The 13210-nt window shown below is 59.2% G+C and carries 10 protein-coding genes; 6 read left to right on the top strand and 4 right to left on the bottom strand.

Annotated features, from left to right (window positions below; all coding sequences use genetic code 11):
* Window positions 1–2: 2 nt before the first annotated feature.
* On the bottom strand, window positions 3–482 hold the full coding sequence (locus ACR3E7_RS00835) for an SH3 domain-containing protein (RefSeq protein WP_237217912.1): 480 nt from the start codon (window positions 480–482) through the stop codon (window positions 3–5).
* A gap of 179 nt (window positions 483–661) precedes the next feature.
* Between ACR3E7_RS00835 and ACR3E7_RS00840 the strand changes: the two genes are divergently transcribed.
* From ACR3E7_RS00840 to ACR3E7_RS00855, 4 genes are all read left to right on the top strand, one after another.
* Window positions 662–1648 carry a 2-hydroxyacid dehydrogenase gene (locus ACR3E7_RS00840; protein WP_170787414.1) on the top strand — a complete coding sequence of 329 codons (987 nt, stop codon included), beginning with the start codon at window positions 662–664 and terminating at the stop codon, window positions 1646–1648.
* Between the two features lie 45 nt (window positions 1649–1693).
* Window positions 1694–3487, top strand: coding sequence for a gamma-glutamyltransferase (gene ggt / locus ACR3E7_RS00845; protein WP_480503333.1), 1794 nt, complete (start codon window positions 1694–1696; stop codon window positions 3485–3487).
* A gap of 27 nt (window positions 3488–3514) precedes the next feature.
* Complete coding sequence (locus ACR3E7_RS00850) at window positions 3515–4912, top strand: FAD-binding oxidoreductase (RefSeq protein ID WP_170788135.1); 1398 nt, start codon at window positions 3515–3517, stop codon at window positions 4910–4912.
* Window positions 4913–5049: 137 nt separating this feature from the next.
* Window positions 5050–7557 carry a GcvT family protein gene (locus ACR3E7_RS00855; protein WP_170768963.1) on the top strand — a complete coding sequence of 836 codons (2508 nt, stop codon included), beginning with the start codon at window positions 5050–5052 and terminating at the stop codon, window positions 7555–7557.
* A 351-nt stretch (window positions 7558–7908) separates the two neighbouring features.
* On the opposite strand, the gene ACR3E7_RS00860 is transcribed toward ACR3E7_RS00855, so the two are convergent.
* Together ACR3E7_RS00860 and ACR3E7_RS00865 are read right to left on the bottom strand one after the other, a co-directional pair.
* Window positions 7909–8562: a DUF938 domain-containing protein gene (locus tag ACR3E7_RS00860; protein WP_480503332.1), complete on the bottom strand. Its 654-nt coding sequence runs from the start codon at window positions 8560–8562 to the stop codon at window positions 7909–7911.
* The gene (locus tag ACR3E7_RS00865) at window positions 8559–9632 is read right to left on the bottom strand and encodes an NAD(P)/FAD-dependent oxidoreductase (RefSeq protein WP_480503331.1); all 1074 of its coding nucleotides are present in this window, start codon (window positions 9630–9632) and stop codon (window positions 8559–8561) included. The genes ACR3E7_RS00860 and ACR3E7_RS00865 overlap by 4 nt, the downstream gene beginning before the upstream one ends.
* A gap of 142 nt (window positions 9633–9774) precedes the next feature.
* Between ACR3E7_RS00865 and ACR3E7_RS00870 the strand changes: the two genes are divergently transcribed.
* Window positions 9775–10143 carry a hypothetical protein gene (locus tag ACR3E7_RS00870; protein ID WP_170769817.1) on the top strand — a complete coding sequence of 123 codons (369 nt, stop codon included), beginning with the start codon at window positions 9775–9777 and terminating at the stop codon, window positions 10141–10143.
* Window positions 10144–10146: 3 nt separating this feature from the next.
* Entirely contained in the window at window positions 10147–11379 is a 1233-nt protein-coding gene (locus ACR3E7_RS00875) for an HlyD family secretion protein (RefSeq protein ID WP_480503329.1), read from the top strand.
* Between the two features lie 27 nt (window positions 11380–11406).
* Here the strand turns inward: ACR3E7_RS00875 and ACR3E7_RS00880 are convergent, their stop codons facing one another.
* Complete coding sequence (locus ACR3E7_RS00880; RefSeq protein WP_480503327.1) at window positions 11407–13161, bottom strand: adenylate/guanylate cyclase domain-containing protein; 1755 nt, start codon at window positions 13159–13161, stop codon at window positions 11407–11409.
* Window positions 13162–13210: the final 49 nt, after the last annotated feature.

The following is a 13210-nucleotide window of genomic DNA, read 5'->3' on the forward strand; positions in this document are numbered from 1 at the left end:
CGCTATTCCCGAACTTCTTCGGGGTCGACGCCCCAGAGGTTGGATTTCTGCGTCCAGCCACGGTGTCCTCCGGCCGAGACATGGCACCAGTCCAATGTGCAGCTGCCCAGGCGCGCAACTACGCCGGATTCGAATTGCGCGCTGATCTGAGCGCTGGAACTGGGGTTGGCATAGACCGGCAACATATCCGTTTCGATCAGAACGGTGCGCGCACCGGACAACAGGGCGTAGTGCACCCAGCCTCCAGCGCCGTCACGGTCCTGGACCCTGCGCCAGTTGCCATATTCGGCGGTGATTTGCAGCGGCATGCCGCGCCGCTTGAACACCCAGTCGATTCGATGAGTCAGGGAGGGCCCGCGCCGCACATTGCCCTCGGCCGCCTTCATCGAGACATAGCGTGGCAGCGGCAGATTCGTGACCGGACCGCGCTTGTCCTGCGCGCTGGCGGCCAGACCTCCGGTCCAGATCAGAAAAACGCTCAACACCGACGCTAAACGGCGCTTTTGGGGTAGAAAACCTCTCACGGACTGCCTGCTCTTGTGCCTGTTGATCTTGTTGCGAAAAAAGCTTGGTTCAATGCCATGGGGTTCTTGTGCCCCGCCTTTTCCTGCGCCACGATGACATGGCGCGCGCAGGTTTGCAAAGCAGTGGGAGTGCACAGGTGCCAAGAGAACGTCTGAGTGTTGTCGTAACGCGACGGTTGCCCGAGGCGGTGGAAACGCGGTTGAGCGAATTGTTCGATGTAAAGCTGCGCGACGATGACGCCCCAATGACGCGAGATGAGCTGGTCGCAGCGGTCAAAACGGCGGATGTGCTGGTTCCCACCGTTACCGATACGATTGATGGCGGGGTGCTGGGGCAGGCGGGTGAAAACCTGCGGCTGATCGCGAACTATGGCGCTGGCGTCGATAATATTGATGTGGCCACCGCGCGTCAGCGGGGCATTCTTGTCTCCAACACGCCCGGTGTGCTGACCGATGACACGGCGGATATGACGATGGCGCTGATCCTCGCCGTGACCCGTCGTATCCCCGAAGGCCTGACAACCATGCAAAAGGGCGAGTGGGAAGGCTGGGCTCCGACCGCCTTACTGGGTGGCCGGATCGGCGGACGTCGGCTGGGTATTCTTGGCATGGGCCGGATCGGTCAGGCCGTGGCGCGTCGCGCCAGCGCTTTTGGAATGCAGGTGCATTATCACAATCGCCGCAGGCTGCGCGCTGAGACGGAACAGGCGCTTGAGGCGACCTATTGGGAAAGCCTGGACCAGATGGTTGCGCGTATGGACGTGATTTCGATCAACTGTCCGTCCACGCCCTCGACTTTTCACCTGATGAACGCGCGGCGGCTGAAGTTGATGAAACCCTCGGCCGTGATCGTGAATACCTCGCGGGGCGAGGTGATAGACGAAAACGCGCTGACCCGGCAGATCCGCGCTGGTGAGATCGCAGGGGCAGGTCTGGACGTCTACGAACACGGCACCGACGTGAACCCGCGATTGCGACAGTTGCCCAACGTGGTTCTGTTGCCCCATATGGGGTCCGCCACGCTGGAGGGTCGGATCGAGATGGGCGAAAAAGTTATCATTAATATCAAAACATTCGAAGATGGGCACCGCCCACCGGATCAGGTGGTTCCTGCCATGCTTTAATCGGCACGGCCGACTGGCCGGGTATCAATTTTTCAGGAGGATACTATGAAACGACGTCTGATTTCCGGCTTGTTCCTGTCGGCTTTGGCCTTTGCGTCACCGGCTTTCGCGCAGGAGGCTGCCGACGCGGTTTCGCCCGAAGGCGGGGCCGAAGGCCAGGTTCAAGGTCTGACCGCCGAGGTCATTGCCGCGCTTGAGGCGAAGATGGAGGGCAAGCCGGTCACTGCGCAGAACTGGATGGTTGCAGCGGCCAACCCGTTGGCGGTTGAGGCCGGGGCCAAGGTGCTGCGGGCAGGGGGGTCGGCTGCGGATGCGATGGTCGCGGTTCAGGTGGTGCTAGGCCTGGTCGAGCCGCAATCCTCTGGTCTGGGCGGTGGCGCGTTTTTGGTCTGGTATGATGCCGCGACTGGCAAGATGACCACGCTGGACGGGCGCGAGACAGCCCCGCTTGAGGCCACTCACCGGCTGTTCCACGACGAAAATGGCGAACCCCTGAAATTCTTCGATGCTGTAGTCGGGGGACTGTCCGTTGGAACACCGGGAACGCCAGCCCTGTTAGAAGAGGCGCATCGCCGCTGGGGTCGAAGCCCGTGGCCCAGCCTGTTTGCGGATGGGATTGCGCTGGCCGAGGACGGATTTCTGGTTTCTCCACGACTGGCGGGGCTGGTCGAAAAGGACGCCGAACGGTTGTCACGCTTCCCTGTGACGGCGGAATATTTCCTGCCGGATGGCAAGCCGATAGAGCAGGGTCAGCGCCTGATGAACCCCGACTATGCGGAAACACTGCGCACTTTGGCCAGCGAAGGCGCGGCAGGGTTCTACGGTGGCGAGATCGCAGCGGGGATCGTCAGCACGGTGCGTGGGGCGGAAGGAAACCCCGGTGTGCTATCGGGCATTGACCTGGCCCTGTATCAGGTGATCGAGCGCGAGCCGGTCTGTGCCGCCTATCGTGCCTACGAGATCTGCGGCATGGGGCCGCCCTCTTCGGGCGCGCTGACAGTTGGGCAGATTTTGGGCATGCTGGATGGTTATGATCTGGCGGCCATGGGACCGGAAGATGTTCAAAGCTGGCGGCTGATCGGCGATGCCTCGCGCTTGGCTTTTGCCGACCGGGGGCGGTACATGGCTGATCACGACTTTGTCCCGATGCCGACCAACGGGCTTGTTGACCCGTCTTATCTGTCCGAGCGTGGCGGTCTGTTGAATGAGAGCGAAGCCTTGATCGACGTGGCGCCGGGCAACCCGGCCTTCGATCATGCATCAAACTGGGCGGATGATGAATCTTTGGAATTGCCGTCGACCTCGCATATCTCGATTGTCGATCAATTTGGCAACGTCCTTTCCATGACGACCACGATCGAGAACGGCTTTGGCTCTCGATTGATGACCAACGGGTTTCTGCTGAACAACGAATTGACCGATTTCTCGTTCAAGACGCATCGCGATGGCGTGCCAATTGCCAACCGGTTGGAACCCGGCAAGCGCCCGCGTTCGTCGATGAGCCCGACAATCGTGATGCAGGACGGCGCGCCTGTTCTGGCTATTGGCTCTCCGGGCGGCAGCCGGATCATTGGCTATGTGGCCAAGTCGATCATCGCGTGGGCGGATTGGGATATGGACGTGCAGCAGGCCCTGTCCCTGCCGCATCTGGTCAACCGGTTCGGGACTTATGATGTTGAGCTGGGAACAGCGGCCGAAGGGTATGCAGATCAGTTGACTGCGCTTGGGTATGAGGTCAATCCACGGGATCTGACCTCGGGCCTGCACGCGATTGAGATCGGGGATGTCCTGATCGGCGGCGCAGATCCACGTCGCGAAGGAATTGCGCTGGGCGAATAGCCCGGCGATCAGGGGGGGAGGAACAGTATGGTGCAGGCAGTCGCTTTGCCTCGGAACGAGGCTGGGATCGAAACGGTCATAGGCGTTCTAAAGCAGAAATTCGGCGACCGCCTGCAAACCGGCCAGGCCATTCGGGAACAGCATGGGCACACGACGACCTGGATTGAAAACCAGTCCCCGGATGCTGTGGTGTTTCCTCAGACCACTGCAGAAGTATCCGAGATTGTCAAAACCTGCGCCACGCATAAAGTGCCGGTGATCGCTTTTGGCACCGGCACCTCGCTCGAGGGGCATGTCAATGCGCCAGCCGGAGGTATCTCGGTCGACCTGACCCAGATGAACAAGGTTCTGACCGTGAATGCCAGTGATCTGGACTGTGTCGTGCAGCCCGGCGTCACGCGTGAGGATCTGAACACGCATCTTCGCGATCAGGGGTTGTTCTTCCCCATCGACCCCGGCGCCAATGCCTCATTGGGGGGGATGGCGTCAACGCGGGCTTCAGGGACGAATGCAGTGCGCTATGGCACGATGAAGGACAATGTCCTCAGCCTCGAGGCGGTGATGCCGGACGGGCGGATCATTCGCACCGGGCAACGGGCCAAGAAATCCTCGGCCGGGTACGACCTAACGCGGTTGTTGATTGGGGCCGAGGGGACGCTAGGGGTCATCACGGAAATCACTTTGCGGCTGCAAGGCATCCCCGAGGCGATTTCTTCGGCGCGCTGTTCCTTTCCAACCGTGGATGCGGCTTGCCAGGCGGTGATGATGACCATCCAATACGGCGTTCCCGTGGCCCGGATCGAGTTGCTGGACGAAATGTCGGTAAAGGCGGCCAATGCCTATTCCAATCTGACATTGCCCGAAACGCCACTTCTTTTGCTCGAATTCCACGGCTCGGAAAACGGCGCGATCGAGCAGGCAGAAACCTTCGGTCAGATTGCCGAAGAATTCGGCGGTACCGATTTTGCGGCAACCTCGACCACTGAGGAACGCAGTAAGCTGTGGCAGGCGCGGCACGACATCTATTGGGCTTGTCTGCAGCTGCGTCCGGGTGCACGCGGAATTTCAACCGATGTTTGCGTGCCCATTTCGCGTTTGGCCGAATGTGTCACCGCCACACAAAACAAGGCAGAGGAACTTGGGTTGATCGCGCCTATGGTCGGCCATGTCGGGGACGGGAATTTCCATACCTTGTTGCTGATCGATATGGAAAACGCCGACGAGGTGGCCAATGCCGATCAGTTTGTCGGCTGGTTGAATGAATTGGCCATTTCGATGGACGGCACCTGCACCGGCGAGCATGGAATAGGGCAGGGCAAACGCCCCTATCTGATCAAGGAGCTGGGGGACGCAACCCGCTATATGGCGGCGATCAAGGTGGCGCTCGACCCGGACAATATCATGAACCCCGGCAAGATCCTGTAGCGGCTTTCACTGCCATTTGAGCGATTGCTGACGCCAAAAGTCGGTTTTGCACTTTTTTGCGTCGGCTGGACTTGGCGCTTAGGCCTCGGGCTTGGGCATAAACCTTGCAAATTAGACTCAATCCGGAGAACGGGCGAATGAAAACCCAAGTCAAAGCACTGGTCGTTGGCGGTGGTGCCGTCGGGACCTCGATTGCATACCACCTTGCCAAGGCAGGCTGGGACGATGTGATGCTGATCGAACGTGACGAGCTGACCTCGGGCTCCACTTGGCACGCGGCTGGCCTGCTGCCACTGTTCAACATGTCCTACGCGACAACCCACATCCACAAATACTCGGTCGATTTCTACAAGACACTTGAGGAAGAGACTGGCTTGAATGCTGGCTTTGCCGTAGTTGGCAACCTGCGCATGGCGCAGACGCAAGAGCGTATGGACGAATACATGCTTTATGCCTCGACCGCCGAGACCTGCGATGTGGCCTATGAGTGGCTCACACCCGAGCAGATCAAGGAACGCTGGCCGCTGATCGAAACCGGCGATCTGAAAGGTGCGATTTATCACACCGAAGATGGCTACATTAACCCGGCCGACGTGACACAAGCGATGGCCAAAGGTGCCCGTCAGCGCGGTGTTGATATTGTGCGCAAGATGCAGGCTGACGCGTTCCACTGGAACGGCACTCATTGGGAAGTCACCTGCACCAAGATGGTCGAAAAGGGCGGCAACCTGGTGCCGTCGGACGAGCAGGTTGTCATCACAGCCGAGCATGTCGTGACCGCCTCGGGCAACCACGCACAGCGCACCGCCAAAATGCTGGGTATCAAGATGCCCGCCATCCCGGTCGAGCACACCTTCATCGTCATGGACAAAGATCCCGAACTGGTCAAATGGCGCGAAGCAGGCAACCCCGAGCATCCCGTCGTCCGTGACGCCGACAACGAGTCTTATGCGCGCGAGGAACGTGGCGGCTGGATTCTGGGCATCTACGAACACGGCGCGCCCGCACAGTTCGAATATGGTGTGCCGGACAGCTTCCGCGCGGACCTGTTCCCGCTGGATATCGACCGGATTGCCGACCAGTACATGGCGATGGCCGAGCGTGTACCCTCTTGCGCCGAATCCGGCCTGAAAGACGATTTCAACGGCCCGATCTGCTATACGCCTGATGGCAACCCGCTGGTTGGCCCCGCTCCGGGCCTGCGCAACATGTGGCTGGCCGAGGGCTTCTCGTTCGGGATCACTGCCGCAGGCGGCACCGGCTATTATCTGGCGCAGATGATGGTTGACGGTGAAGCCGAGATCGACATGGCCTCGCTGGACCCCAAACGGTATTCGTCGAACTGGATGACCACCGAATTCGCGGCGCGCAAGAACGAAGAATGCTACGAGCACGTCTACATCCTGCACCACCCCGACGAAGAGCGCGAAGCCTGCCGTCCGCTGCGTACTGTTCCGGCCTATGACCGCCAGAAAGCGCGTGGCGCACAATTCGGCTGGGTGAACGGCTGGGAACGTCCGAACTATTTTGGGCCCGTCGATGCGCCGGATAATTTCGACAAGGAAAGCCGCAGCTTCCGTCGCGGTGGTTGGTGGAAACACGCTGTGGAAGAGGCCAAAGCGATCCGCGAAGGCGTTGGCCTGATCGACGCGTCGGCCTTCACCAAGCATGTCGTCAAAGGCCCCGGCGCGACCCAGTTTCTGGATTGGTTCACCTGTAACAAGCTGCCCAAGGTCGGTCGCATCAACCTGACCTACGCGCTGACCTCGCATGGGACCACCCGCACTGAATACACCATCGTCCGCAATGGCGAGAATCACTACTACATCGTCTCCGCAGGTGCCTGGACCGAGTATGACGCGGACTATCTGCGAAAAGCGGCCGAGGACAAGATGGAGGAGTTTGGGTATATCGAGATACAGGATGTGACCACTCAGTGGGGTGTCTTCGCCATCGCCGGACCCAAGTCGCGTGATGTCCTGAAAGCGGTCATCAAAGACGCCGATCCGGAAACCGCACTGTCCAACAAGCGCTTCCCATGGCTGTCGGCCCGTCAGATCGAACTGGGCATGTGCCCCGTGAACGCCATCCGTGTGGCCTATACCGGTGAGCTGGGTTGGGAACTGCACCACCCGATCGAAATGCAGAACTATTTGTTCGATCTGTTGGAAAAGGCTGGTGAGAAACACGGTATGAAGCTGGTTGGTGCCCGCGCGCAGAACTGGCTGCGTCAGGAGAAATCCTATCGCGCCTTCGGCACCGAACTGGGCCGCGACGCGACCCCCCTCGAGGCCGATCTGCCGCGCTTTGTTGACCTGTCGAAAGACTTCTACGGCAAAACCAAGCTGGAAGAGACCGGTGTGCGCGTAAAGTGCTGCACACTGCTGATCGATGGACCAGACGATGCTGACCCGTGGGGTCGCGAAGCGCTCTATACACCGGAAGGCGCGCGCGTGGGTCGTTTGACCTCGGGCGGGTATTCGGTGGCCTTCGAGAAATCGATCGGCATGGGCTATGTGCCCCCCGAGCTGGCAGTTGAAGGCACCAAGCTACAAGTCAAAATTCAGGACAAGCTTTGGGATGCGGTTGTGACTTGTGACAGCCCCTATGATCCTAAGAACGAAACGATCCGTAAAGACGGTTGATTCTGAGCTTAGCTTTAGGCGGGGCTCCAAAATGGGCCGCCTAAGGCGGCCCATGCCTCCGGCGGAGGTATTTTCAAACAGAAGAAGCGGGGGCTGGTGACATGATCCAGCCCCCCTGCTTTTGGCTAGGGGGGCCTTCTCCTGTTACGGCCAACGGCGCCTCCGCCTGTACCGCAAAATCACTATTGCTCATCAGAGTTAACGACCCGTTACTTCTTCTGTTCAAAAATACCTCCGCCGGAGGCAAACCTGCTTAAGCAGGTTTTCGTGGCGCATCTCCGGGGAGAAATATTACGTGGTTTCCGAAGATGGATTGGATAGGGCCCATCCTTGGCAGAGAACTTATTCTCATCAAGTGCCCGAGTTTTCCGCAATGAAAGCGATATTGTTTGCGGGCATCTCTGATATTTTGAGAATCGTTAGACCTCGGGCCTGCAAATACGCGGCAATTTCGGAGTCATTCTTATAGCCGATCTCGGGGTCTTGTTGGACCAGGGCCTGGTGAAACCGTTGATCACCATCGCTGGTCAATTTGCCCGCGCGCATGAAAGGACCGTATAGGATAAATCGCCCTTTAGGCTCCAGCGCCTTTGAAACCTCAGTTAGAATCGTGCAGGTTTCAACCCAGCTGATAAGATGGGTCAGATTAATCAGGACGATAAGATCCTTGCCGCCAAATTCTCGATGCCATCCCTCCGCCGTGGCGTCCAGAGTGGCGGCGACTTTGATGTTCTCTTGCTCGACCGTGTATGTATTGATGCTGGCGCGGCGGTCGGGGTCGATCTCAGTCGGGTGCCAGGTCAGGCCGGGCAGGCGCTGGGCAAAGGCGCTCACATGCTGGCCTGTCCCGCTGGCAATTTCCAATGCGTTCCCGCTGTCAGGGGCCCATTGCGCCAGCAGATCGCAGAGCACATCTGCATTGCGGGTCGCAGCAGGCGCGACCATTCGGGCGCCCTCGACCTGAGTTGCAACGCTGGCGTTAGGAGGAAGGGTTCGTTTGCTCATTGTCGCAGCCTGTCGGGTTTAAGGGCGTTCACAATTTCCGCGTCCAGTTCCGGCGGTGCGCCGATTGCCAAGTCGGCAACTAATTTAGACGCGGCCGCCGCCGTTTGAAACCCGTAGCCACCCTGGCCAGCCGACCAGATAAAATTGGGTTCGATCGGGTCCGGTCCCAGAACCAGCGTCCCATCAGGCGCAAAACTGCGTAGCCCCGCCCAGTTTGTCTCGACCCGCGTGACGGCTTCGGTCACCATTTCTTCATAGCGCGCAAGCCCTTCCGCCAAGACCAAGTCGTCGGCATAAGCGTCTTGCGGTGGTACCGGGTCAGCCTCGGATGGCGAGACGATCAATTTCCCAGCATCGGGCTTTGCGTACCAGCTTTCCCCAGCACCCAGCAGCATTGGCCAATCTCGCAAATCATGACCGCCCGGCGCGGGAAGACGCGCCATCGATCGACGTAGTGGAGATATCCCGATCGGTTCGATCCCTGCCAATGCCGCGACCTGGTCCACCCACGGCCCGGCTGCGTTGACAATTACGCGAGCTTCAAAGCTGCCGTTGGCCTCGACAATCCAGTTTCGATCCCGGCGCAGCGCGGTGACGCGGGATTTCGTCAGAATGTCTCCGCCATTGCGTCGGATCGCTTGTGCAAAGCTCTGCATAAGACCGTCGGTATCGATGTCGAACGCGGCGTCGCTGATCGCTGCAAAGCGAACGGCGTCAGCGTTGAGGATTGGGATTCGATTCACAGCTTCGGCAATTGATATGGGATGCATGTTCAAGGATGCGGTATCATTGGACATTTGCAGGGCTTGATCTGCTCGACCGACCAGCATTAGGCCACGCGGTGTCAGATAACCACCCTTGTCGGTCTTCAGAAAGTTGGCGCTGGCCCGGTTCAAGGCAACGACAGTCTCTGGGCCGTAATTTTCTTCAAATAGTGCAGCTGAACGCCCCGACGCGTGATAGCCCAGGGCGTCTTCGGCCTCCAAAACCACAACCCGTCCATGGGCTGACAGGCGCGCGCCAGCGCTGAGCCCGGCGATACCGCCACCGATGACTAGGAAATCTATCATATCCCTCTCTTCGCAGAGTGCGGGGCGAAGTACACAAGGTTTGCTGCCGATCTACAAGCAGGGTTGAAATTGCACCTCAACCCATACAAAGAATGCCCCATTGATATAGGAGGATAGGGTGACTGGCGATAACTTACACCCGATGGCCACGGGACATATACCGTCCTACGTGACCCAGGCCGATGGCAGCGACTTTCTTTTAACGTTTATGTTCATTTTCACGGTTGGAGTGATCATTTTGATTGGCGTGGGATATTTCACCCTGCATTCGATCCCAGAAAAAATCGCACATGAATCCAACCACCCCCAGTTCCAACTGGTTGGTATTCTAGCGCTTCTTGCGCTGTTTACTCATAATGGTCTGTTTTGGATTGCTGCCATTCTGGTTGCCGGATTCCAGTTCCCTGACATTGGTGCCCCTTTGCGGGCCATCGCAGATGCGATCCGATCGTTGGGTCCGCAAGCGCAAGACCCAGCCACGCCTCCTCGGGCGGAACATCAGGAGCAATAAGGCATGCTTGAAACACTGATGTGTGCACTGATCACGGTGCTGCCTGATTTTCTGTTCCGTCGTTACGTGCAGGGCAAACGGATAGGCCATGAAATTACGCTGTTCACCATGTGGTACGAGCTGCGCTGGGGGCTGACGACCTGTGCCATTCTGGCACTGACGGTGATCACGACGCTGTTTTACTTTCACCCGGCCAGCCGGACGGCAGCGTCCTATTTCCGCACCGTGACGATCCTGCCGCAGCTGGGAGGGCGCGTGTCCGAGGTCTATGTGTCCAACAACCAGCAGGTGGTCGCAGGTCAGCCGATCTTCCGAATGGAGGATTTTACCCAAACGGCGATGGTCGAGGCTGCTCATGCGCAGATCGCACAGGTTCAGGCCTCGTTGAAGGTGGCCGAGACAGACCTGGCCGAAGCAACCGCCGGGATTGCGGGTGCCAAAGCCTCATTGGATCAGGCGATTGAAGACCTTGAGCGCAACACCACGCTTCGCGACGAGGGATCCAGCGCCGTGCGTCTGGCCGAGATCGACCGGCTGGAAAACATCGTCGCCGAACGCGAAGCCAAGCTGGTGGCGGCCGAGGCGCAACGGGCTGCGGTTGTGCAACAGATCGAAGAGCTGATCCCGGCGCAGCTGGCCAGTGCAAATGCGCAACTGGACGCCGCCCTGACCGAGCTGGACAAGACAGTGGTTGCCGCGGGCGTGACGGGCCGGATCGAACAATTCGGCCTGCAAGTTGGCGATTTTGTCAGCCCTTTGCTGCGGCCTGCGGGAATTCTGGTGCCGTCGCATTCGGGGCATGACCGGTTTCAGGCGGCGTTCAACCAGATGGCGGCCCAGGTAATCAAGCCGGGCATGGTAGGCGAACTGGGCTGCATGACCAAGCCTTTTACGGTCATTCCTATGGTTGTGGTCGATGTGCAGGACGTGATCCCATCAGGGCAACTCCGCCCTTCGGATGAACTGCGCGATGTGCAGACCAATACAAATCCGGGGTCCATTCTGGTCTATATGGAGCCGTTGTATAAAGGGATGGCTGACGACATTCCTCCGGGCAGCAACTGTTTGGCGAATGTCTATACCAGCAATCATGAACTGCTGGAACATGAGGATCTCGGCTTCTGGCACGCGGCGTTCTTGCACGTGGTTGATACAATTGGAGTGGTTCATGCGGCGGGCTTGCGCCTGCGGTTGATCCTGATGCCGGTGAATACGTTGGTGCTGAGCGGGCACTGATTTCAACTTGGTCTGGCCGGGTGCACGTTATCCGGCCAGACCGTTGCGGTGCAGCCCCGCAAAAACCTTGTCGTTACGGGCGTCGTCGTAGGGCCGCCAGTCCCGCATCCGGTCGACATAGCCCTCGGACAGGCCTTCGCAAGCGGCCAGAGCCTCCTGTGCTTCATCCACGCGGTCCAAGGCGGCAAGGCAGATGGCGCGGCGATACAGCATGTTGGGATCGTTGGGGCGCACATTGACGGCGCGATCTGCCCAGTCCAACGCTTCGATATTTTCACCCGCAACCAAATACATCCGGGCAATTGCCCAGAAATAGAACCCCCGGTCCGGTTCCCGCGGAGACAAGGCCAAAGCCTTGCGGATTTCCTCGGCTGCCTGGGGGCCGATACTGGGATCGGCAAGTTCGGACCGGTTGAAATAGGCCAGTTTAGCGCGTGTAAAAAAGGGGTTCAGGCGGATCGCGTATTCCAATTCCTTCAGGCTTAACGCCTTCTCTCCCTGCCAGACATAGGCTGTCGACATCACATAGTGCGCAAATGGAGATTTATTGGCTAGCTCCAACCCCTTTTGCGCAGCGGCCACACCCTTGGCCAACACGTCCTTTGAACGCTCGGACGCTCCAAACCCATATTCCTTTAGATAGGCCCATCCCATCCCCGCCCAGGCATCACCATAGTCTTCATCCAGTGCCACGGCGGCCTGAAACTCAACCTGTGCCGCTTGCAAATCTTCCAGCCCCGGCTTTCTAAGTCCCGACATCCCCCGCAGGTACCTTTCCCACGCCCCCAGATGGTCGGGGCGTTTACGGCGAATGCGGTCGATCTCTCCCTCGACTAGCTCGGTGTCCAATGCGGTGACGACACGCAAGGTGATGTCGTCCTGAATCTCGAACACATCTTCGAACGGCCGGTCGTATTTCTCGGACCAGAGGGCAAGCCCGGTTGTTCCCTCGATATATTCCACCGTCACCCGCACCCGAGGGCCCGACCGGCGCAATGTTCCAGTCACAAGATACTGCGCCCCCAAAACCCGTGCGGCGTCTTCGACGCTCAGTTCTGGGTTCAGGGACAGGCTGGACGCGCCCGAGACAACCGGCACCCGGCCCATCTGTTGCAGGCCTGAGATGATGTCTTCGGCCAGCCCTTCGGCGAAAAAGGCATGTTCAGGATCGGGGGAGTGGTTCTGGAAAGGCAAGACCGCAAGGGTCGGTGGACCTGTTCGGATTACGGGTTGGGACAGCGCGGGCGACGTCCCCTCGGCCTGCCAGCGAAACACGGTCAGAGGGCGCGAAATGTTCTTGAGCTGATGTTGGCCATCATGTGTCAGGTCTTTTGTTTTGCCCTGCGGCAGCGCATCGACAAATGCCTGCGAGGCGGCCAGCCCCCCGGCGTGGCAAAGGCCTTCCAATCGGGCGGCAATATTGACGCCGTCGCCCAGAATGTCCTGATCGTCAACGAACACATCCCCAAGATGCGCCCCAATGCGCAGCAGGATGCGCGCGTCTGGCGGCTGCTGCCGAGCCTGCGCTGCGGCCTCGGTCTGAATCCGCATCGCAGCGGTCAGCGCGGTGTCAGGCTCCGGGAATTCGGCCAGAAATCCGTCGCCCATCGTTTTGACCAATCGTCCCTGATTTTGTTCCAGCGCGGGCGAGATGATCGTGTTCCGCAGATGGCGTACAGCGCGCAGGGTTCCGACCTCATCGGTTTCGGTCAGATGGGCGTAGCCCAGCACATCCATGGCCAGAATGGCGGCACGTCGTTTGCCGTCCAGAAAATCCTCCATCGCGGTCCCTCGCAAGCCGTGCCTTGGGCAATCTTACGCGGTTTGCGCC

The organism is Ruegeria sp. BK1, from assembly GCF_056535645.1.